Genomic DNA, 21,199 nt, shown 5'->3' on the forward strand with positions numbered 1-21,199 from the left:
AATTATTGACGCAGTTACATTAAAGCAAGTTTAATACCAACTAGACTAGTGTTTCAGTTCATCAGGAATGGGCAGGTCTTTTCTTAATTCAACCGGGCGCTTACCGCGACCCTTGTTAAACTTTTTCAATTGAAATACGTAGGCCAGCACCTGGGCCACGGCGGTGAATAGTTTTTGCGGGATTTGGTCGCCCACTTCGGTCGTATGATACAAAGAGCGGGTTAAAACAGGTGATTCAACAATCGGGACTTCATTCCCTTTGGCTATTTTACGGATCTGCATCGCCAGTTCATCAACGCCTTTGGCAATCACCATGGGTGCACCCGCTTTTTCCGTGTCGTATTTTAACGCCACAGAGTAATGCGTTGGGTTGGTGACCACCACATCGGCATCAGGCACTTCCTGCATCATCCGTCGTTGTGACATTTCACGCTGTGTGCGCCGAATACGGGCTTTAATCTGAGGATCACCTTCCGAGTTCTTATACTCATCTTTGACCTCTTGTAGCGTCATTTTGAGCTGTTTATGGTGATTGTAACTCTGATATGGCGCATCAATCGCTGAAATAATGATCATGGTGCAGCTCAGCGCCAGAAACATCCAGGCCAGAATTTCCAGGGAGTGCATAATGCTGCCCGGGATTTGCTCGATGCTAAGGTGCAGTATCTCGTAAAAGAATACCTTAATAAGCAATATCGCAAACCCGGCCACCAGCACAAACTTGAGGATCGACTTAACCAATTCCACCGCGGCCTGAGGCCCAAACATCCGCTTAATGCCTTTCATTGGCGACATTTTACTTGGCTTGGGTGCCGCGGCTTGCCAGCTAAAGTTAAAGCCGCCTAACAGAGTATTGCCAATGATCCCTGCAACCATAATGATCAATACAAACATACTCAGCGGAAAAATGATTTCGGAAAAAGCATCCCCCCAGACAGAAAACATTTTGGTGGTGTCATAGGTTTCGTTACGATTCAGCGTAAACATTCGACCCATCATATTGTACAACCCTTTGGCGATATCCGGGCCGTACAGCAGCAATGACACAGCAGAAAAGATAAGCACAAATGTTGTACCCAGCTCCTTTGAGCGGGCAACCTGGCCTTTCTTACGAGCATCTGAAATTTTTTTGTCTGTGGGTTCTTCCGTACGTTCCTGACCAGAATCTTCCGCCATCGTTTTGCTCCCGCTACTCGATTACACCGTGCAACCAATCAGGTTACACATTAATTCTGTCATTTTCAGCCACTGAAACTCGTATTGGATCACAAAGTTCCCCATCGTTGCCCAGATGATCAACAAACCCGATACCATGGTAAAAGCAAACCCCACAGAGAAAATATTCATCTGCGGTGCTGCACGCGTCATGATACCAAATGACAGGTTGATCAATAGCATCGCGGTTAGCGGTGCCAAAGATAATGCCAACGCAGTCGCAAACAACCAGCTGCCCCAGGTCACAATCTGCCAATAATTATCAACCACCCACCAGCTGCCATCAATAGGCCAGCTCTGAAAACTATACACCACCATCTTGATCATCATCAGGTGGCCATTAAAAACAAAAAACAACAATGTCGCTAAGATCAGATAAAACTGACCGACCGCCGGTACACTCAGGCCATTGGCCGGATCGACCACTGAGGCAAAACCTAATCCCGTTTGCATTGCCAGAATTTGCCCCGCGACTATAAACGTATTTAACAGCAGAATAGAAGCAAACCCAATTGAGACTCCGACTATGATTTCATGCATCACCACCAGGACCATGGCGAAAGAAAATAAGTCGGTAAACTGGGTCTGAGGAATAGCCGGAACAACCGCTACAGTCACAACAACTGACATAGCAAGCTTGATACGGGTTGGGACACTCTGTGCCCCTAAACCAGCCATTATCATAATCATTGAGCTGATCCTGATGAACGGCAACATATAGTCACTGAGCACCTGAATAATGAGTTCGAAGGGGTACTCCATGGCACGTTATCCTGCGATTTCAGGGATCTGAAGCACCAACTGGTTGAAAAAATCCATCAGTACCTGAGTCATCCAGTGGCCACCGAAAATCAGGGCCACAATGGTGACGATAAGTCTGGGCAGGAAACTTAAGGTTTGTTCGTTAATCGAGGTTGCCGCCTGGAAAACCGCCACAACCAGACCTATCATCAGGCCTGGCAGTACAATGGCGGTCACCAGTTTAATCACAATAAAAAGCGAATCACTCAGAATATCGACAAAAACTTCTGGTTCCATGTCACACTCCTAAGCCAAAACTGCGAGCCAAGGTACCCATGATCAGAGACCAGCCATCGACCAGCACAAACAACATAATCTTAAAAGGCAAGGCCACTATCATAGGTGATAGCATCATCATACCCATCGCCATCAGTACACTGGCAACTACCAGATCCACAATCAGGAAGGGGATGAAAAACATAAAGCCAATGATGAAAGCGGTTTGCAGTTCACTGGTCACAAATGCCGGAATAATGACCACAAACGGGGTATCTTCCGGGCTATCCAGCTTATCGTAGCCTGCTATTTTAGCGAATGTTTCCAAATCCTTTATCCGCGTTTGAGATAACATAAACGCTTTGATCGGTTCCTTGGCTTGCTCAAGCGCCTGAATTGACGTCAGTTCTTCATTCAGATAAGGCTGTACCGCACGATCATTAATCTGGTTAAAGATAGGTGCCATAATAAAAAAGGTCAGAAACAAAGACATCCCCACCAATACCTGATTAGACGGCGATTGCTGCAAGCCAATCGCCTGACGCAGGATCGCCAGTACCACAATGATACGGGTAAAGGAGGTCATCATAATCACAGCGGCAGGGATAAAACTCAGCGCCGTCATTATGGCCAGCACTTGCAGCGTAACTGAATATTCCTGAGAGCCATCCGGATTGGTTGTCACACTCAGTGCCTCAATGCCGTCTGCTAAAGCACCCGGAGCAAAGCACAACAGTGTGATAAGGAGTAAAAATCGGATCATAGGTTCATTTCTTATTGTTATTTGCGCCAGACATTAAGCGACTGAGTTCTTGAGCAAACGGGGCTGTGGGTGTCACTTCTAAGGGCGACTCTAACTGATATAAATAATTAATACTGTGCGGTGTTACGCCCAGCAAGTGTTGTTTGTTGTCTATTTCAATGATCAGTAAACGCTCTTTGCTGCCAAGCGGCAGACTGCGGATCACTTTAAAATCCTGGCTATTACCCAGATTGGGGTTGAAACGTTTTACCAGCAGGGCAAGGCCAATGATTGCCACCACTACAAACGCTAAAGACAGGCCCACTGACAATAACTCACTGCTGAGCCCGCCTGGTGGCTGCACCGCAGCCACACTGGAGAATATCAAAGCACTCATTAGCGATCTGTTAGCGAAGCTTTTTGATACGTTCAACCTGACTGATAACGTCAGTCAGGCGAATACCGAACTTATCGTTAACAACAACCACTTCGCCATGCGCAATCAGGGTGCCATTGACCAGCACATCCAAAGGCTCACCGGCCACTCTGTCCAGTTCAACAACAGACCCCTGGTTCAACTGAAGCAAGTTCCGTATGTTGATCTTAGAGCGCCCAACTTCCATCGAAATGGTGACCGGGATGTCTAAAATCGTATCGAGCTTACGCTTTTCATCAGCGCTCAGAGAAGCGCCGCTGTCTTGCAACTCTTCCAGTTCAGCAACCTCGGCTTCAGCACCGTCCTGGTCAGCTTCCTCGGCCTCTGCGAGTGCAGCCGCCCATTCGTCCATTGTATCTTGATCATCACTCATGCACTGACTACCTTAATTAACTTCTTCATCACCAATCTAAATCCACACCTTCAGACAGATGCAGATCTTCTTCTAACTCTGCCAACTCAGCATCCGAGTCCAGCTTCTTGCCGCCCTTCGTAAACACATGAAGTTCTGACTTCACAGATTCCGGACGTTTAATCTTCTCGCTGATTTGCAGCGCCACATTGTCACGAGAACGCCCCATTTTAGCCCTAAAGGTCGGCAGTTCTTCCACAAATACTGTGATATGCTCGGGCATCTCAACCGGAATAATATCACCCGCTTTTAACTGCATAATTTGGTCAAGCGATAAGTCTACTTCGAGTAATTGTGTAGACAGCTCCACTTCAACATCCATAATTTCATCACGCAGCGCCTTACTCCAGCGCAGATCCGTGTCTTCAGTATCAGACTGAACACCCGCATCAAGCAGTTCACGAATAGGCTCGAGCATTGAGTAAGGCAAGGAAATATGGAAGTCTCCTCCCCCACCATCCAGCTCAATGTGGAATGAGCTGATCACCACAACCTCAGTTGGAGAGACGATATTCGCCATTGCCGGGTTCACTTCCGAGTCGAGATATTCAAACGACACATCCATAACCGGAGCCCAGGCTTCTTTATAATCTTCAAAAATGATTTTGAGCAGCATCTGAACGATCCGCCGCTCTGTTGGTGTAAATTCGCGCCCTTCGATTTTCGCGTGGTAACGCCCATCTCCGCCAAAGAAGTTATCCACCAGAATAAACACCAGGCGGGCTTCCATGGTGATCAATCCAGTCCCTTTGAGCGGACGAAATCGTACCATGTTCAAACTGGTCGGAACGAAAAGCGTGTGAATGTACTCACCAAACTTGAGCATCTGCACGCCATTGATTGATACCTCGGCAGTACGACGCATCATGTTAAACAAACTGATCCGCATGTGCCGCGCGAATCGCTCATTAACGATTTCCAAAGTCGGCATGCGACCACGGACGATACGGTCCTGTGACGAAAAGTCGTATTGTAAGGCGTTACTGGTGCCGCCATCGTCACTATCGGGGACTTCTTCTTCTTCGACCTCATCGACACCATGTAATAAGGCATCGATTTCGTCTTGTGATAATAAGTCGCTCACTGACTCTTCCTACTGCATTACAAAACCGGTGAATAACACGCGCTCGACCACCTTGCTGCCTTCAACGCTCTCCATTGCAGCCTGAACTTTGTCCAGAGCACCAAGACGCAGAGTCTCTTTGCCCGCGCTGGTACTCAATTCATCAGCGGTTGTGGTCGAAAACACACTTAGCAGTGTCCCTTCAATCAGAGGAATATGCTTCTTTGCTACCTCTTCGTTGACGTCACCGCGCACCAATAATTGTACTTTAATTTGTACAATGCGGTCGCGACTGGCGCCTGGTACGTTAAATACAAAGGGACGAGGCATGGCAACATACAGTGCACTGCCTGTTTGCGCCGCATTTTCCTGTGATGCCTGCTCTTGCTGCTCAGTCGTCTCTTCTGCCAGCGATTCGGGCGCGTCATCTGACCCTGCAAATAAAAAGTAGCCTGCTACTGCGCCTAAAACAACAACCACAGCGGCAATAATGATGATCAACTTTTTCTTGGAACCACCAGATTCTTCTATTTCTAAATCGCTTTCTTCTGCCATATCCGCGCTTCTTTAAATCACTTTAACCTTAATCATAGCAGCTGTTATGCATAGTAATCTATTGCTGAATCACTTTGCCGTCTGCTAGTCGTTGATTGTTGGCCGTTATTTTGCGCTTCACTGCCATTATTAGCAAGTGTTCCATGACCTTGGGATGATTCCTGTTGCTGCTGCTCTCCCCCCTGACCCTGCTGAATATTGCTTTCTCCAAGCTGGATCCCCTGCTCAGCAAGCATCTCTCTGAGCTTAGGCATGGACTGTTCTAACTGCTCTTTGGCTTGTTGGTTTTGCACGACAAAGTTTACCTGAGCCTGCTCGCCTTCAGAACGAATTCGGATCTGCATACTGCCCAATTCGGGTGGGTCCAAACGAATTTCCGCTTCTTTATTGTTGATATTCAACATCATGTTCACACGCTCTTGTAATGCTTTCACAGCATCATTGCGGGCGATGTTGATGGCCTGACTAACAGCGGGATCGGTTTGCATGGCTTTTTGATTCACGGCGCTTTGTTGATTCACCTGTTGATTCTGGCGAACCTGCTCTACCTGCGCCAGCACTTCATTAAATTCATGCTTCAATCCATCATCCATGCGCTCGCCACGAATGGCTTTAAAAATATTCTCTACCGGTGCGGGCATAGCACTGCGCTGTTGTGAATTTTGCTGTTCGGACTGCCCGCCCTCTTTTTTAAGCTGGGCTAATTCAGCATGTTCACTGTCTTGTAACTCGGTGACAGTAGTTTGCTGTTGAGCATCTTTACTTTGCGCTTTCTGATCTACGCTATTTGCTCCAGACTGGCTCACTGTCGCCGCCTGTTTGCTGACCTTCTCTGGCGCTATCGGATCAGTTACTCTGGCGGTGTTATTATCTTTATCAGACACTTTGGCCTGTTCAGCCTGGCCGGGTTGTTCCGCATTCGACACAACCGGTGCTGTTACATTTTCAGCCTTGCCGGACATCGTCCCGGACGGTTTGACACCCAACTGTTGCAACAACTGCTCGGCTTTTGCACGATGCTCAGGATCACTTAGTTCTTTGCTATCCAGCTGTGACTGCAAATTAGCCGCAAGCGTTTGCTTTTGCTGCGGAGTGAGTGTGTCAACCATAGCTTTCAAGTCCACAGTGCTGTTCACATTGGCGCCCTGAGGTGGTTGCGCAGGTTGTTGTGCTTTAGTCACATTATCAGCGGCTGACACCTGAGGTTTGTTAGTGCGCAAGAATTCGCTCTGCTCGCTCTGTTCATTCAGCGCTTGCTCACTGAGCTTGGTCTCATTCTGGTCGCCCTGAGGAGCCGTTATCACAGGGCCTACTTGATCAACCGGGCGCTGAACGATTTTACCGTCGAGTAGCACTTTTTCAGTCACTGATTTATGCACGGTAACCTGTTCAGGCGTTTGTTCGTGATGCAGTGACGCTTCTTTAACGTTTACAGGGTTCGCTTGCACTGAATTCGCTTGTACAGACGAGGCTTCCGTAGTAACCGGTTTAGCACCTGGAAGCGGTTGCTCTGCATTTAAAGGCTTAGCCTGGGCCTGCGCTTTGCCACTGTCTTTCAAATTGATTTCAGCATTGTCAGGTTTTAACGCATCCAGGATCCCGGCGGGTTTTCCCTCGCCTTTGGCAAGCTGCTCATCAGTCACAGGTCCAGATGAATCGCTGGGTTGTGTGATACCAGGCCCCACGCGATCAATCCGTTTATGAATAACCAGCTCATCCACACTCTCCACCTGGATTTTGCCTTTCATATGGTTACCATCGGGTAGCGTATTTGCGCCTGCGGTGACAGATTTAGCTGTCGCCTCTTGTAGCTGAGGATCCACAACATCGTCAGTCGGACTCAAATCCCCCTGACCCAAAGGAGCAGGTACAACTGGTCCGGGCCCAATGTTGTCGAGCGGTTTTTTCGTTTCAGGTGGCGTCACCAGAGTTTCTTTACCCAAATAATCTTTTAGCGCTTTGGGAACGGGTGCCAAACTGTGAGCGACCTCCGTACTTTGCGCATTGGAGGAAGTAATTTGAGCAAGCAGCTCATCAGCATCACTGGTGTTTGCCCCACCACCAGCTGCCGTACTCCCCTTGCCGGGTAACTCAGAATCATCAAGCCGTAAAGGTTCATCCGGCGCGGTTTTTTGTTTTTTCGGCAAATGACTATCATCGAGACCTAAACGGCGGTCCAGGCCCTCTGGCAGTGGGGCATAGTCGCCCGCGCTTTGCGCATCAGACTGAGGCGTTTCATCACCGCTGTCTTGTTCTGCCTGGGCAAGCATGGCAAGAAACCCTGATTCTTCCGCTTGTTCCGTTTGATCTTTTCCCTTCGCCGAAACTCCGTTATTGATTGCTACTTCTAGCGAAACATTGACCATATTTTCACCTTTATGTGCGGCAAGTTTGCGCCGCTAACCGGATTAAATTGATATACTGGATTATCACTGCAAAAAGTACGCCATTAATGGATTATTTTTGACACCTTTTATGATTGTGCGAGCTTACGACGCATGAAAATATTGGTCGCAAACTCATCAAGCATTTTCTGCTCTGCTTTGGCCAGCCTTTGTTGCTCCTCTAACGCCTTTTTCTCTATCAGCTTGGCAATCGCTTTGGCTTTCACTTGCTGCTCTAACCACAACTTGCGACGCTGATCTACCACCCGCTTAGCGGTGGCAACGGTATTAGCCTGCTGCCGAATGGCCTCTTCAATCTTACTGATGAAAGCGTGATACTGGCCAAACCCCGCACTCGACAGGCCTTGCTGCGCTTTTTGATGAAGCTGTTGACTGTATTCAAGACGAAAATCATTCAGGCCATTGAGCTTTTGTTGATTCGCATGAAAGTTTTGCTCCGCCTGAATAAAATTAAGGCGTAATTTTTCTTCTTTCTCGCTTTCAAGTTTGAACAGTAAGTCAAGTTTGTTATTTGCCATTAGCCCTGTCCCAGAAGTTGTGCCAGACCTTGCAGACATTCGTCATAGTGCAACACGTCTTTCATGCCTTGCTGCAAGAAGGCGTTGATATTAGGCATCATATTGATGGCCTGATCCAACATGGGGTCACTCCCTTGCTGATAGGCACCCAATGTGATCATATCTTTATTTTGCTGATACATAGAATAAACCTGCTTGAGCACACGCGCCTGCTGCATGTGACTGTCTGATACCACCTGCGGCATGACCCGTGAAATGGATTTCTCAATGTCAATGGCCGGATAGTGGCCACTGTCAGCCAACTCCCGCGATAAAACAATGTGCCCATCCAGAATTGCCCGGGCAGAGTCTGCAATCGGGTCTTGCATATCGTCCCCTTCACTCAATACCGTGAAGAACGCCGTGATCGACCCCTGACCTTCCCCACCGTTACCCGCCCGCTCGACCAAAGCCGGCAGTTTGGCAAATACGGAGGGCGGATAACCTTTGGTTGCCGGTGGCTCCCCCACCGCCAGCGCGATTTCACGCTGCGCCATGGCATAACGAGTAACCGAATCCAGCAGCAATAACACATTCAGCCCCTGATCACGAAAATACTCTGCAATTGTGACCGCACTCTCGCACCCCTTCAATCGCATCAAGGGTGATGCATCGGCCGGTGCCGCGACGACGACGGAGCGCTGTCGCCCTTCAACACCGAGGATTTCATCAATAAATTCTTTTACTTCCCGGCCCCGCTCGCCAACCAGGCCTACCACAATGACGTCTGCCTCACTGCCACGCGTCATCATGCCGAGCAGCACGGATTTACCGACACCACTGCCTGCAAACAGACCCATTCGCTGCCCCTGTCCAACCGTTACAATGGAGTTAATGGCACGCACGCCGACGTCCATTGGTTCTTTAATTGGCCTTCTGGCCAGAGGATTAATCGCCGCCTGTGCAAATTTAAGGTGGGTTTCAGCCTCAATCGGTCCGAGCCCATCAAGAGGACGACCCAGGCCATCTACAACCCGGCCCAACAAGGTCATCCCAACGGGCAAGCCTGCCTCTTTGATTTGCGGGATAACACGGGCGCCAGGTAACACACCTGATATATGATCATTGGGCATCAAATAGAGGGTGTCATGATTGAACCCGATAACTTCGGCATCGACAAAGCCACGAATGGTTTCGATTTTACACTGACTGCCGACCGGGGCATTAAGGCCCTTAGCTTCAAGCGTGAGACCTACGACCCGAGTCAAACTGCCTGCAACGGCGACACCGTAAGGCTGGATATGTTTTTGAAATTTTTGCAGGCGCTCAGCCAAGGGTTGCTCTGTCGAACTGGATACGGTCATTTGCTGTCAGTGAATAAATTCAGATAACTCACTTATGCAAAAATCTCTCCAACATTTTTTGCGGCGACCAAATCAGTACGCCGCGTTGTGCTTAAGTTCAGCTGTCAGCCCCACTGGCTTGCAGAAAGCTGCCCAGCACTTCAGCGATGCGATTTTTAAGACTCAGGTCAATTGACGACTCTGGTGTTCTGATATGACAGCCACCGCGTTCAAGCGTAGGCTCTGGCACTAACTGCCAGTGTTGCTCAGCGATGGTTTCTTCACCATAGGCTTCTTTAACCAGGGCTAAATCTTCCGGGTGCAGGTTAATCCGCATCTGTGTATCATGCAGCGGTAAGGCATCAATGCCTTTCTTCAGGGCCTGTAAAATCAGCTCAGGACGGGTTTTAACTTGCTCAAAGATCACTTGCTCTGCCAGTAAATTGACGAGTTGCAGCAACTGTTTTTCGGCAGCTTCATCTATCTGACGAAGGGGTTTTTGAGTGGCTTCAAGTAACGCGGACAAAGAATGTAATCGCTCTTCAATCAGCGGCTTTGATTCTTCTATACCCTGCTCTTTACCAAGCGTTACCCCTTCTTTATAGCCCGCTTCTTTACCCTCACTGACACCTTTATCAAATCCCTCAATATAGCCCTGCTCATGACCCTGTTTCAGGCCTTCTTCATAGGCATCCTGCCTGATCTGCTCCAACTCTTCGAGTGTGAGCATGGGGACTTCTTCTGCTTCAGGCTCTGGCTCTGGCTTGCTGACTTTTTGTTGATAGAGCTCTTCAAGTGGTGTACCCATGGCGGTCGAACGCCCGGAGTACTTACTCAGATCCTCATCCACATTTGGGATTGGCCAATTCTCAAGTAGCTCATCCAATGCTTCTGAGCTCACCGGTTTACCACGATATAACTTCTTCTCAGCCATGGCTTACAAGAACTCCTCACCACCACCACCACCGAGCATGACTTCACCCGAGTCTGCCAGGCGTCTGGCTGTTGCCAGGATCTCTTTCTGCGCCGCTTCCACTTCACTGATCCGTACGGGTGGCATTGCCTCCAGGTCGTCAGCCATCATTTCAGCTGCACGCTTCGACATGTTCTTCATGATCTTCTCTTTCAGCGAATCGTCGGCGCCCTTAATGGCTTTCATCAGGACATCTTGCTGTACTTCGCGCAGAATAGCCTGAATGCCTCTGTCCTCTACATCCATCAGGTTCTCAAAGACAAACATCAGATCCTGAATTTGTTGAGACATTTCTTCGTCATGCTCACGGATAGAGTCCATGAGCTGACCTTCGATGTTGGTATCCAGATAGTTCATGATATCTGCAGCGGCTTTCAGGCCGCCCATTTTCGCAGCTTGCGCACCTGCCTGACCTGCGAACTGTTTCTCCATGATTTCGTTCAGCTCTTGCAGTGCCGCAGGTTGAACCTCTTCAAGGTTTGCAATCCGCATTGTCAAATCGAGCCGCACTTTTTCGGGGAACTGCGACAGTATCTCGGCAGACTGCTCAGGTTCGAGATAAGACAGTACAATGGTTTGTATCTGCGGGTGCTCGTTACGGATGATATTCGCCACCTGCTTAGAATCCATCCATTTCAAAGAGTCCAGACCTTTGGCGCCGGAGCCCATTACAATCTGGTCGATCAGGCTAGCGGCTTTGTCCTCACCGAGTGCAGCGGTCAGTGCCTTCTTAATGAAGTCCTCTGACTGGAAGCCTATGGTACTGAAACTTTGGATCTGTTCGATAAACAGATTATGTACCGCACTGATTTTGGCCTGCGATAAGTCATCGAGTGCCGCCATTGCCATACCCACTTTCTGAACCTGCTTTGGTTCAAGATGCTTCAGGATCTGGGCGGCATCTTCTTCCGTCAGGCTGAGTAGCAGGATGGCGGCCTTATCGACCCCATCCAGTTTGTCTACATCAAACGCCGGCGGCAGTTGTTTTTGTTCTTCATCACTCATCTTCAGTTAACCATGCTTTGACTACTTGAGAAGACAGCTCTGGCTCGTTGGCAACCAGTGCACGGACAGCTTTAAGCAAATCTTCATCGCCATGTAAGTCTGGCAATTGTAATGTACCATCGGAAGAGAAGCCAACTGCTGATTCATCAAAGTCATTGTTTAGCATATCTAAAGTACTGTCGCCAAGGTCTACACCTGAGGTTAGCGCATCTTCATCATACTCTTCCAGTGTATCTTCTGGGTAAATCAGACGTTTCAGCATAGGTCTGACAACCGCCAGTATCAATACAATGATAACCAGAGCGCCCATGACGAGACGGATGGTTTTCATAAACCATTCCTGCTCCCACAGTGGCAAGTCACTCTCTTCAAGAATATTTTCGCGTACAAAAGGTACAGTCACCACTTCCAGCGCATCACCACGCTGCATATCAAAGCCTACGCCACCTTGCAATAAACGACGTATATTGTTGAGCTCTTCCTGTGAGCGCGCAGTCATTACCATATTGCCTTCAGCATCTGGCTTGTTCATGTAGTCCACCGCCACTGAAACACTGATGCGACGGATCACGCCAGTTTGCTGACGCTTGTGTGAAATGGTGGTATCCAGTTCATAGTTACGTGTGGCCTCTTTGTGAACACGTGACGGTGTCGTGCCCGTACCATTGCCCTGACCTGCCACTTCAGGAATATTGGAATTCACCGGTGGCTGATTGGTGAGTGCACCAGGAATACCCACAGCCAGGCCACCGACATTATTTTCTTCAAAGGTCGTCTCACTGCGCACCGCGGGTAAGTCGGGGTTGAAGCGTTTTTGGGTTTCTTCAACCGCACTGAAGTCCATCGTCAGATCAACCTGAGCGGTATACTTACCCAGTCCTACTACTGGGATCATGATGCTGTCAATTTTTTCCAGATATTCCTGCTCACGCTTACGCTCGATTTCATATTCTTTACGAGAGCGCGCAGCCAGAGAGTCCTGTGAGCCGGAATTAAGCAGACGACCATTTTGATCTGTCACAGTAACACGTGCCGGCGTCAGGCCCTGCACCGCTGAAGCAACAATATCTACAATGGAATCAACTTCTTCACTGTCCAGTGTACGGCCACGTTTTAATGTCAGCACCACAGTCGCTGACGGCTGCTTTTCACGTCGTGCAAAAACATTTTCTTTCGGAATCGCCAGCAGAACTTTAGCACGGTTGATGTCTTGTAGCTCTTCGATAGTACGCGCTAACTGTTGCTCACGGCTGTGTTTAAGACGTTCACGTTCAAGACGTTGGCTCACGCCAAACCCCATGTCCTGCATCAGAATATCAGTACCACTGCTTGGTGCCTGGCTGAATCCGTCACGCGCCATTCTCAGTTTAATGTCCTGATAGTCAGACTCTGCAACCATGATGGTATTGCCATCCAGGTCATATTCGATTTTCTGCGCATCCAGAAAGTCCAGTGTCTGAACCAGCTCTTCAGTTGGGTACTGACCTAATGGACGCATATCTGGCTGACGAGCCCAGATAATGATGAAGATAGCGATTGCCAGACAGATAGCCAGTGCGATCACCAAAGTAATCTGGCGGAGCATATCAACACCGCTCAAAGCACTAAAGTAGCCTGATTTTTGCTCTTGTTGCGTATCTGTATCAGCACCGGCTCCCGGAACGGATTGTCCGTCAGCAAGTGCCAGATCGGTTGATTGATTGGTAGCCACGATTACTCTCCACTAAACTCTGTTTATACCGGCATGCTCATGATGTCTTTATATGCTTCTATCAGCTTATTTCTGACTTGCATGGTCGCATCAAAGGCCACTGATGATTTATTTTTGGCTATCATTGCTTCCGCCAGAGAGACGCTGCGGTCACCCATTTCAACCGCAGTCACTTTCTCTTTGGCATCACGCTGTAGTCCTGCAACCGTATTGAGTGCATCGCTGAGTAGATCGCCAAACTGGGCACTTGAGGTTGCCGCCGTTGCCTGGACAGGCAATTTGTTCGGATCCTGGGGTCTGACACGGCCGGCCTCGGAGGCCATTGCCTGCATTTCCTGATAAAGTCCGGTAGATTGAATTTTCATGGTCTGGCTCACTTTGTGAGTTATACATAACTTGAATAATGCACAAAGCATGCCAATATAAAACAAAGTAGAAACAATGAGTTACAAGCAGCTTTAGAGGGTCGAATTTTTGACAGTTATACTAACCGATCACAGGAAGGTCATTAATCCGGGCAAATGGTTGCCCGGATGTCGTGGTTAAATGCTTAGGCTGGCACAGGTAAACCCAAATCGCGCATTCTTGCCAGCTTATATCTGAGTGTTCTGGGACTGATCCCGAGTAACTCGGCAACATCTTTACGTTTGCCATTGCAGCGGTTCAACGTATCGAGAATAATTTGGTGTTCCTTATCCTGAAGCTCCTCTTTGTAGCTCAGCCCCTCTGCATCCTCGCTCATGTTCACGGTGATCTGATCAGCAGGCTCACTATCATTTGAGGCAAATTCAGCAGGCTCCGTCAGTGGCGGTTGTGCAGCAGTTGTGAGCACCGGCGCAAAATTTTCGATGAAAATATCGTCAGCAGCAATGGTCGCCCCCTGCTGCAGAATAAGCGCCCGCTGCACGACATTATCTAACTCTCTGACGTTACCAGGCCAGGCGTGGCTCATGAGTTTGTTTTTAGCACATTGAGACAATACAGGCGTCACTTTACCGGCTTTGTCACAGTGACGCTGTAACAGATGCGCTGCTAGTGGCACAATATCTCCGCTGCGCTCAGCCAACGGCAGCCAGGTCAGTGGAAAGACATTCAGTCTGTAATAAAGGTCTTCCCGGAAAACTCCGTCATTCACCGCCTCTTTGAGGTCGCGGTTACTGGTTGCCAGGACCCGAACATCCAGCTCGATGGTTTTACGACCACCCAGTCGCTCGACTTCTCGTTCCTGCAATACCCTTAATAACTTGGCTTGCAAGCCCAGATCCATTTCAGTAATTTCGTCTAGTAGTATTGTTCCTTTCTGTGCTTGCTCAAACTTACCTGGGCAGGCTGTAATCGCACCGGTAAAAGCGCCTTTTTCATACCCAAACAAAGTCGCTTCCAGCATATTTTCGGGAATGGCAGCACAGTTAATTGCCACAAATGGCTGATCAGCACGCTCTGAACGGTCGTGAATATAACGAGCAAGTACCTCTTTACCTGAACCACTCGGACCCAGCACCATTACACTGGCATCTGAGCGCGCCACTTTTTTGGCGAGCTCAAGCAGCTCCAGGCTTTTACTGTCTGCCACCACCGGACCATCGGTCTCTTTCGCTTTTTCCGGCATGTAGCGGCTAACCATATTCAGCAATACTTCAGGTGCAAAAGGTTTTGCCATATAATCAATCGCCCCAAGGCGCATCGCTTCAACCGCATCGTCTATGGTGGCGTAGGCCGTCATCATCAGCACAGGTAAATCTGGGTAATTAAGTTTCACTGTCCTGAGCAAGTCTAAGCCACTCATGGCGCCCATTTGTACGTCACTGACCAACAGTGAAAACACTTGTTGTTTTAACAATATCACTGCCTGTTCAGCGCTATCCGCCTCGACGCACTCAAACCCCGACATTTCAAGCGTGTCGATAAGTGCTTCGCGCAATCCGGCATCGTCTTCGACAACTAAAATTTTGTTGCTCATACGGCCTCCTGTAATGATGAATGTTCGCTGGAAATAGGCAATAACATACAAAAACATGCGCCTCCGCTTTCATTATTGCTAACGTCAACCCGACCTTTATGGGAATGGGCGACAGAATTCACAACGGCTAACCCCAGGCCTGTGCCTTGTGACTTAGTCGTGTAGAAAGGTTCAAATAGTTTGCTTGCCTGGCTCAGGTCAACACCTGGACCATTGTCAGACACACTGATGCGTACAGTGTCTGTTCCGGCATCGCGCTGGGCGCAAATCTCTATTTGGGCCCCGGCACCAATGTGTTGCACGCTGTTGTGGATCAGATTCTGAATGGCGCTCGCCAGTGCCGTTTTATTGCCCAGAATTTCAATATCCGGCTCAGGTAAAGTCACGGTCAACTCGGCTTTGTGCAATGACACCATTGCATCTGCGCCGGCTTTGACTTCGCTCAATAGCTGTTGCATCGACACACGTTCAATGACCTGTTGTTCGCCACTTTTTGCGAACAACAGCATATCGTTAACTTGATTTTCAAGATCTTTAAGACGCGACATCAGTTTAGTGTGAAATTTATCTCGTGATTGTGCAGGTAGCTTGCTGCTACCCAGATTTGCACCATACAGCATCGCTGCAGACAAAGGTGTACGTACCTGATGAGCCAAAGACGCCACCATTTTTCCCAATGCACTGAGACGCTGCATGTGTGCAACACGTGCCTGAAGACGGCGCGTTTCCGTCAGATCCGTCATCAGGATCAGTTGGCCAGGCTCCGGCGTCAGGGCGGTAATATCGAGTTTGATCAGACGTCCGTCTTTGAGAGACACTTCATGGCCATCATCCTGCTGCGGACAAAAGGAACGCTGGATAATAGTAAACCACTTTTCACCTTCCAGTGGCTCACCCAGCATATCAATGGCTATCTGATTGGCCTTGGCTATCATACCCTGCCCATCTAATACCACCACACCCGCAGGCATGGTATCGACCAGATGACTCAGCCAACTGGCCTGTTGCCGCAAATCGCTCAGCTCCCCCATATACGCTTCTTGTAATAAGCAAGGGTTGTATTGAGTGGTTGGCACAAATTGTGGATTAATCACTTTTGCTAATGCCATGACGTTGCTCTCATAAATCTAGATACTCATAAAATGCAACTGCCATGCCAACTTTAAAAGCTATAATATTCAATAGGTTAAAAACATAAAGACGCATTCAAAAGTTTGACACTGTTTATTTGTACAGCAATAAATAATGCGCTACACTAAGTCTAATCACTGTCACATTAAGGACAATATCATGACCACACGTTGTCACTGGGTCGATTTAAGCAAACCTGATTACGTTGCGTATCACGACGAAGAATGGGGAAAGCCCGTGCTGAATGATAATAAGCTGTTTGAGTTTATTACCCTGGAATCTGCTCAGGCCGGGCTCAGCTGGTATACCATATTAAAAAAACGTGATAACTATCGCGCGGCGTTTCATCAGTTTGAGCCACACAAAGTTGCTGCAATGACAGAAGACGATGTGATCAGGCTGATGGACAACCCCGGGATCATCCGCAATAAATTGAAGATCCAGGCCACCATTAATAACGCAAAACGATTTATCGAACTTCAGCAGGAGTTTGGCAGCTTTGCTTACTATCAGTGGCAATTTGTCAACTTTACGCCAATCGTAAACACCATTCACAGTCCCGAAGACTATCAGGCAACCACAGAGATAAGCGAACAGTTTGCTAAAGATTTAAAAAAGCGTGGTTTTAAATTTCTTGGGCCCACCACAGTCTATGCGCATATGCAGGCCTGTGGCATGGTCAACGATCATCATGATGACTGTTTTTGCAAGTTACCCATATTAGAAGCAAATAAGACGCTGGATATTAAAGCGCAACTTAGCAAGCAGTGATGCCTGGCGTCTTATCGTTAAAACAGCAAGTCAGGTACTTTGCGTTTTGCCCACGAATACATAAGTGTGTAGCACGTTGCATTTGTGCAACCATAAAAAACGGCACCGCCTGGGTGCCGTAATTACGTATTGAGTAACTCTAATCGCGATTCAGATTGTACTTCTTCATTTTTTCGACCAGGGTCGTGCGGCGCACGCCGAGGATCTCAGCCGCTCTGGCAACCACATAGTCATACCGTTCCAGAGCCTGAGTAATGAGACTAATCTCCATCTCAGCCAGATACTCTTTGAGCTCAATCCCCTCATCAGGCAGCAATCCCAGACCAGACTCAGCATTACCCTGATCGAGTGTGTCTTCTTCATCCTCAAAATCACTGAAGCCATCACTGAATAGCTCGTTAAAGACGTCTTTTTCAAGCAACTCTTCCGGATATTCCGGCTCATAGGCTTCCACTTCGATATAACGATACTTACCAGGTAAGTCGGTCACATCGACCACTTTTTCGGGGAACATGATGGCCATGCGCTCCACCAAATTCGCCAGCTCACGAATATTCCCGGGCCAGCTATGTGCTTTAAGGCTGTCAATCGCGCGATCGGTGAACTTCACCGTACTGCCGCCCTGCTCTGCAACACGACGTAACAACTCTTTTAATAGCAAAGGAATATCGTCAGCACGTTCACGCAAAGAGGGGTTCTCAATGGGAAACACATTTAAACGGTAAAACAAATCTTCGCGGAATTTGCCCTCTTCGATCATGGTTTCCAGGTTACGGTGCGTTGCTGCAATAACCCGTACATCCGCCTGGATAGGCTTGGTACCACCAACACGCTCATAACTGCGCTCCTGCAAGACACGTAACAACTTAACTTGCATTTGCAAAGGCATATCGCCGATTTCATCAAGGAATAATGTGCCACCTTGCGCTAACTCAAAACGCCCTTTACGCGCAGAAATCGCGCCAGTGAACGCACCTTTTTCGTGTCCGAACAACTCACTCTCTAGTAGCTCACCGGGAATGGCGCCACAGTTAACAGGCACAAAAGGACCGGCATTGCGGTTAGATAGCAAGTGTACATTCCGCGCAACTACCTCTTTACCGGTTCCGGATTCGCCCAGGATCAGGACATTGGCGTCTGTTTTTGCAACCTGAGAAATCAAAAAGCGCACTTCTTTGACGGCTTTTGTATCTCCCACCAGGCCGTCAAACGACTTAGCATCATTCAGCTGGGTTGATTTCCCCGGCAACATGCGCTGGTATTGCTGGCAATCATGCAATAACTGCATGGTCACTTCCTGGCTAAATGGCTCCGTGATAAGACCAATCACGTTTGCCAACGATAGTAGCGGCCTTAGGGTTTCTCCAATCAGCAAAAACGGCACTGCGGGCAAAGACTTGATCAACGCCTCATGATTTAGTTGTGACAGAGCCCCCAGGATAACCACTGGCTCTTGTAGGTTATTCAACAGATCGGGGGAAAATTCCGACTCCGCAATCACCTGTGCCGGCTGTCCAACGAAACTCAATGCCGCTGCCAGCCCGGCTGCTCTGTTATTATTGTTATCCAGGATCGTAATCATGCCCGCAAGATCCAACTTCTTCGTATATATCAATAGTAATGATTGTAAGTCAGTGACATGGGGATGCAATACCTAAGTGGCAAGTTTTTGACATCAACGCCAAAAAAACGCCGCTGCCTATGCGCCAAATCAATACTTAAGGATTAAAATTTAGAAAAATCAGAGGGCTGTACTTTTATGAGGAACGAAATTAACGCTTCAGAATAACCTGTGGCGTCGCAACATTGTGGTCTGGATCCTGGTACTCTTTTGAATACAACAATATAGGCAAAGAAGCGCTGACAGCGAATCAATCGCAACGGAGGTAATAAAAAAGCCAGCATTAAATTGCTGGCTCTTTTAACGTATTGTACTTACCAATTTTTTACAGCAGCCCCAGTACTGATGAAGCAGACTGATTTGCCTGTCCGCGCAATGCGATAGACGCCTGAGATAAGATATCATTGGCCGTTTGCTCGGCAACCGCACTTGCGTAGTCTGTATCTTGAATACGACTCTGACTTTCCGCGATATTGTCTCTTTGTGTTCCCAGGCCACGTATCGTGCTATTGAGTGTGTTTTCAAACGCACCCAATTGAGTTCTCTGCGTATTGAGATCTTCCGACACCTGATCTGCTGCATCAATCGCTGTTTGTGCACCAGCCTGAGTCGAAATGTCTACACTCAGGATCGGGTTAGCGAAACTGCCATCAGACGCCGTAAAACCTTGCGTTGTATTCGCATCAGGCCCCACCTGGAAGCTGGTCTGGTTACCATCAAACAGTGCCTGTCCACCAAAGGTTGTATTAGCGAAGGTGTCTGTTATCTGAGACTGAAGCTGCGACACTTCGTCTTGCAAAGCTTGCCTGTCGCTGTCTGTCAGCGCACCGCTGCCAGCCTGTAGTGACAATTCGCGGATCCGCGATACTGCATCATTGACGCCAGACAATGCAGAGTCGGTCGTTTGCGAATAAGAAATACCATCATAGGCATTGCGGATAGACTGATTGTAGCCTTCCTGCTGAGATGTCAGACGGTTAATTATCTGCAAGGCCGCTGCATCATCGGCTGCTGAGTTGACCTTTTTACCACTTGCAAGCTGTTGATTAAGCTTGTTATTGGTTTGATCAACCCGGTTAAAAAAATTAGTACTTTGAGAATTTATCTGCATAACGCCTCCCCATCAGGTGTTATTAGCACTAAGTCTACTCCTTTGTGTTCAAAAAGTCATCTATTGTCAGAAATTGAATAGCAGTCTCGGTATATTTACTGCAAATTATCAATATCTGATATAAAGTATTGAGTAATCGCTTTTTTATCTTTTTAAGCGAATTTTGTTACAGTCATACCTTTTTCTATACTGTAAAGAATTCAATGCACCTTTAGGTGGACTTTTATGTTTGACAATAAGACTATTCTCATCACAGGCGGCACAGGCTCATTCGGTAAAAAGTATGTCAAAACGCTTTTAACCCGTTACAAGCCAAAGAAAATTATTGTTTTTTCTCGTGATGAACTAAAGCAGTTTGAGATGCAGCAAATATTCAATGATCCCTGTATGCGCTACTTTATTGGTGATGTGCGAGACAAAAGCCGCCTTTATCGCGCGATGCAAGGTGTAGATTATGTGATCCATGCTGCGGCACTCAAGCAAGTACCAGCTGCTGAATACAATCCCATGGAGTGTATTAAAACCAACATCAATGGGGCTGAAAACGTCATTGAAGCAGCGCTGGACAACAATGTCGAAAAAGTCATTGCCCTGTCAACAGACAAAGCCGCCAACCCGATTAACCTCTACGGTGCAACCAAACTGGCTTCTGACAAATTATTTGTTGCTGCAAATAACATTGCAGGTGGCCACAAAACCTTATTTTCTGTAGTCAGGTACGGCAATGTAGTATGTTCTCGTGGATCAGTCGTTCCGGTATTTCAGCGTTTTATTGATGAAGGATGCGACCATATCCCTATCACCCATGCCGACATGACCCGGTTTTGGATTAGCCTTCAGCAAGGTGTTGACTTTGTACTGAAAAATTTCGAACGTATGATGGGAGGCGAGATTTTCGTCCCTAAAATCCCTTCCATTCGTATCGTTGACCTTGCTACTGCAATGGCGCCACAACTCCCACATAAAATCATTGGGATCCGCCCGGGAGAAAAATTACACGAAGTGATGTGCCCAGAAGACTTGTGCTTTGACACTTATGAATTCAGTGACCACTTTGTGATTGCGCCCGGTATCAAGTTTAGCAGTCGCAGTAATGACTTCGATACCAATGCACTGAATGAGCAAGGCCATGCTGTGGCACCTGGCTTTGAATACAATTCGCTCAGTAACCCGCAATACCTCTCTGTAGAAGAAATTAGAGCCTTCAATGCTCAGGCATTGGTTTGATACG

21 protein-coding genes are annotated in these 21,199 nt (G+C 48.0%); 2 read left to right on the forward strand and 19 right to left on the reverse strand.

All coding sequences use genetic code 11. The annotated features are described in order from the left end of the window. Positions 1-45 precede the first annotated feature (45 nt). From flhB to QNM19_RS18410, 17 genes are all read right to left on the reverse strand, one after another. Positions 46-1,176 (reverse strand): flagellar biosynthesis protein FlhB, encoded by a 1,131-nt coding sequence (gene flhB / locus QNM19_RS18330; RefSeq protein ID WP_284027057.1) that lies wholly within the window; start codon positions 1,174-1,176, stop codon positions 46-48. A 21-nt stretch (positions 1,177-1,197) separates the two neighbouring features. Then, positions 1,198-1,977, reverse strand: coding sequence for a flagellar biosynthetic protein FliR (fliR, locus tag QNM19_RS18335; protein ID WP_049864851.1), 780 nt, complete (start codon positions 1,975-1,977; stop codon positions 1,198-1,200). Positions 1,978-1,983: 6 nt separating this feature from the next. After that, positions 1,984-2,253, reverse strand: coding sequence for a flagellar biosynthesis protein FliQ (fliQ, locus tag QNM19_RS18340; protein ID WP_010385685.1), 270 nt, complete (start codon positions 2,251-2,253; stop codon positions 1,984-1,986). Position 2,254: 1 nt separating this feature from the next. Next, positions 2,255-2,995 (reverse strand): flagellar type III secretion system pore protein FliP, encoded by a 741-nt coding sequence (gene fliP / locus QNM19_RS18345; RefSeq protein ID WP_049864850.1) that lies wholly within the window; start codon positions 2,993-2,995, stop codon positions 2,255-2,257. A gap of 4 nt (positions 2,996-2,999) precedes the next feature. Continuing rightward, positions 3,000-3,371: a flagellar biosynthetic protein FliO gene (gene fliO / locus QNM19_RS18350; RefSeq protein ID WP_058797761.1), complete on the reverse strand. Its 372-nt coding sequence runs from the start codon at positions 3,369-3,371 to the stop codon at positions 3,000-3,002. 10 nt (positions 3,372-3,381) lie between these two features. Beyond that, positions 3,382-3,783: a flagellar motor switch protein FliN gene (gene fliN, locus QNM19_RS18355; protein ID WP_010385682.1), complete on the reverse strand. Its 402-nt coding sequence runs from the start codon at positions 3,781-3,783 to the stop codon at positions 3,382-3,384. A gap of 28 nt (positions 3,784-3,811) precedes the next feature. Then, positions 3,812-4,906, reverse strand: a complete 1,095-nt coding sequence (fliM, locus tag QNM19_RS18360) for a flagellar motor switch protein FliM (protein WP_010385680.1) — start codon at positions 4,904-4,906, stop codon at positions 3,812-3,814. A 9-nt stretch (positions 4,907-4,915) separates the two neighbouring features. Then, entirely contained in the window at positions 4,916-5,440 is a 525-nt protein-coding gene (fliL, locus tag QNM19_RS18365) for a flagellar basal body-associated protein FliL (RefSeq protein WP_049864849.1), read from the reverse strand. Positions 5,441-5,484: 44 nt separating this feature from the next. Further along, on the reverse strand, positions 5,485-7,806 hold the full coding sequence (locus tag QNM19_RS18370; protein ID WP_284027058.1) for a flagellar hook-length control protein FliK: 2,322 nt from the start codon (positions 7,804-7,806) through the stop codon (positions 5,485-5,487). Positions 7,807-7,913: 107 nt separating this feature from the next. After that, entirely contained in the window at positions 7,914-8,363 is a 450-nt protein-coding gene (gene fliJ / locus QNM19_RS18375; RefSeq protein ID WP_010385677.1) for a flagellar export protein FliJ, read from the reverse strand. Continuing rightward, complete coding sequence (gene fliI / locus QNM19_RS18380; protein ID WP_010385676.1) at positions 8,363-9,706, reverse strand: flagellar protein export ATPase FliI; 1,344 nt, start codon at positions 9,704-9,706, stop codon at positions 8,363-8,365. The genes fliJ and fliI overlap by 1 nt, the downstream gene beginning before the upstream one ends. 97 nt (positions 9,707-9,803) lie before the next feature. Further along, positions 9,804-10,619 carry a flagellar assembly protein FliH gene (fliH, locus tag QNM19_RS18385; RefSeq protein WP_049864846.1) on the reverse strand — a complete coding sequence of 272 codons (816 nt, stop codon included), beginning with the start codon at positions 10,617-10,619 and terminating at the stop codon, positions 9,804-9,806. Positions 10,620-10,622: 3 nt separating this feature from the next. Further along, positions 10,623-11,663, reverse strand: a complete 1,041-nt coding sequence (gene fliG, locus QNM19_RS18390; RefSeq protein ID WP_010385674.1) for a flagellar motor switch protein FliG — start codon at positions 11,661-11,663, stop codon at positions 10,623-10,625. Then, positions 11,656-13,377 carry a flagellar basal-body MS-ring/collar protein FliF gene (gene fliF, locus QNM19_RS18395; protein ID WP_156202517.1) on the reverse strand — a complete coding sequence of 574 codons (1,722 nt, stop codon included), beginning with the start codon at positions 13,375-13,377 and terminating at the stop codon, positions 11,656-11,658. The genes fliG and fliF overlap by 8 nt, the downstream gene beginning before the upstream one ends. A 20-nt stretch (positions 13,378-13,397) precedes the next feature. Continuing rightward, a complete protein-coding gene (gene fliE, locus QNM19_RS18400) occupies positions 13,398-13,739 on the reverse strand; it encodes a flagellar hook-basal body complex protein FliE (protein WP_010385672.1) in 342 nt (113 codons plus the stop codon). A 185-nt stretch (positions 13,740-13,924) separates the two neighbouring features. After that, positions 13,925-15,334, reverse strand: a complete 1,410-nt coding sequence (locus QNM19_RS18405) for a sigma-54-dependent transcriptional regulator (RefSeq protein WP_010385671.1) — start codon at positions 15,332-15,334, stop codon at positions 13,925-13,927. After that, positions 15,331-16,443 (reverse strand): sensor histidine kinase, encoded by a 1,113-nt coding sequence (locus tag QNM19_RS18410; RefSeq protein WP_049864833.1) that lies wholly within the window; start codon positions 16,441-16,443, stop codon positions 15,331-15,333. Before QNM19_RS18410 ends, QNM19_RS18405 begins: the two co-directional genes overlap by 4 nt. Positions 16,444-16,624: 181 nt before the next feature. On the opposite strand from QNM19_RS18410, the gene QNM19_RS18415 reads away from it, so the two are divergent. Next, entirely contained in the window at positions 16,625-17,236 is a 612-nt protein-coding gene (locus QNM19_RS18415) for a DNA-3-methyladenine glycosylase I (RefSeq protein ID WP_284027059.1), read from the forward strand. Positions 17,237-17,375: 139 nt separating this feature from the next. On the opposite strand, the gene QNM19_RS18420 is transcribed toward QNM19_RS18415, so the two are convergent. Together QNM19_RS18420 and QNM19_RS18425 are read right to left on the reverse strand one after the other, a co-directional pair. Further along, positions 17,376-18,818 (reverse strand): sigma-54 dependent transcriptional regulator, encoded by a 1,443-nt coding sequence (locus QNM19_RS18420; RefSeq protein WP_049864834.1) that lies wholly within the window; start codon positions 18,816-18,818, stop codon positions 17,376-17,378. A 364-nt stretch (positions 18,819-19,182) separates the two neighbouring features. Beyond that, positions 19,183-19,968: a flagellin N-terminal helical domain-containing protein gene (locus QNM19_RS18425; RefSeq protein ID WP_049864835.1), complete on the reverse strand. Its 786-nt coding sequence runs from the start codon at positions 19,966-19,968 to the stop codon at positions 19,183-19,185. A gap of 225 nt (positions 19,969-20,193) precedes the next feature. Between QNM19_RS18425 and pseB the strand changes: the two genes are divergently transcribed. Further along, complete coding sequence (gene pseB / locus QNM19_RS18430) at positions 20,194-21,195, forward strand: UDP-N-acetylglucosamine 4,6-dehydratase (inverting) (RefSeq protein WP_049864836.1); 1,002 nt, start codon at positions 20,194-20,196, stop codon at positions 21,193-21,195. Positions 21,196-21,199: the final 4 nt, after the last annotated feature.

Source organism: Pseudoalteromonas ardens (assembly GCF_030125445.1).
Taxonomy (GTDB): domain Bacteria; phylum Pseudomonadota; class Gammaproteobacteria; order Enterobacterales; family Alteromonadaceae; genus Pseudoalteromonas; species Pseudoalteromonas ardens.

Bases quoted from the DNA above. Each gene is read 5' to 3' on its own strand.
- fliE (WP_010385672.1), bottom strand. From the start codon at position 13,739: ATGAAAATTCAATCTACCGGACTTTATCAGGAAATGCAGGCAATGGCC.
- fliQ (WP_010385685.1), bottom strand. From the start codon at position 2,253: ATGGAACCAGAAGTTTTTGTCGATATTCTGAGTGATTCGCTTTTTATT.
- fliI (WP_010385676.1), bottom strand. From the start codon at position 9,706: ATGACCGTATCCAGTTCGACAGAGCAACCCTTGGCTGAGCGCCTGCAA.
- fliJ (WP_010385677.1), bottom strand. From the start codon at position 8,363: ATGGCAAATAACAAACTTGACTTACTGTTCAAACTTGAAAGCGAGAAA.
- fliH (WP_049864846.1), bottom strand. From the start codon at position 10,619: ATGGCTGAGAAGAAGTTATATCGTGGTAAACCGGTGAGCTCAGAAGCA.
- fliR (WP_049864851.1), bottom strand. From the start codon at position 1,977: ATGGAGTACCCCTTCGAACTCATTATTCAGGTGCTCAGTGACTATATG.
- QNM19_RS18370 (WP_284027058.1), bottom strand. From the start codon at position 7,806: ATGGTCAATGTTTCGCTAGAAGTAGCAATCAATAACGGAGTTTCGGCG.
- QNM19_RS18420 (WP_049864834.1), bottom strand. From the start codon at position 18,818: ATGATTACGATCCTGGATAACAATAATAACAGAGCAGCCGGGCTGGCA.
- pseB (WP_049864836.1), top strand. From the start codon at position 20,194: ATGTTTGACAATAAGACTATTCTCATCACAGGCGGCACAGGCTCATTC.
- fliP (WP_049864850.1), bottom strand. From the start codon at position 2,995: ATGATCCGATTTTTACTCCTTATCACACTGTTGTGCTTTGCTCCGGGT.
- QNM19_RS18415 (WP_284027059.1), top strand. From the start codon at position 16,625: ATGACCACACGTTGTCACTGGGTCGATTTAAGCAAACCTGATTACGTT.
- fliG (WP_010385674.1), bottom strand. From the start codon at position 11,663: ATGAGTGATGAAGAACAAAAACAACTGCCGCCGGCGTTTGATGTAGAC.
- QNM19_RS18410 (WP_049864833.1), bottom strand. From the start codon at position 16,443: ATGGCATTAGCAAAAGTGATTAATCCACAATTTGTGCCAACCACTCAA.
- flhB (WP_284027057.1), bottom strand. From the start codon at position 1,176: ATGGCGGAAGATTCTGGTCAGGAACGTACGGAAGAACCCACAGACAAA.
- fliL (WP_049864849.1), bottom strand. From the start codon at position 5,440: ATGGCAGAAGAAAGCGATTTAGAAATAGAAGAATCTGGTGGTTCCAAG.
- QNM19_RS18425 (WP_049864835.1), bottom strand. From the start codon at position 19,968: ATGCAGATAAATTCTCAAAGTACTAATTTTTTTAACCGGGTTGATCAA.
- fliO (WP_058797761.1), bottom strand. From the start codon at position 3,371: ATGAGTGCTTTGATATTCTCCAGTGTGGCTGCGGTGCAGCCACCAGGC.
- QNM19_RS18405 (WP_010385671.1), bottom strand. From the start codon at position 15,334: ATGAGCAACAAAATTTTAGTTGTCGAAGACGATGCCGGATTGCGCGAA.
- fliN (WP_010385682.1), bottom strand. From the start codon at position 3,783: ATGAGTGATGATCAAGATACAATGGACGAATGGGCGGCTGCACTCGCA.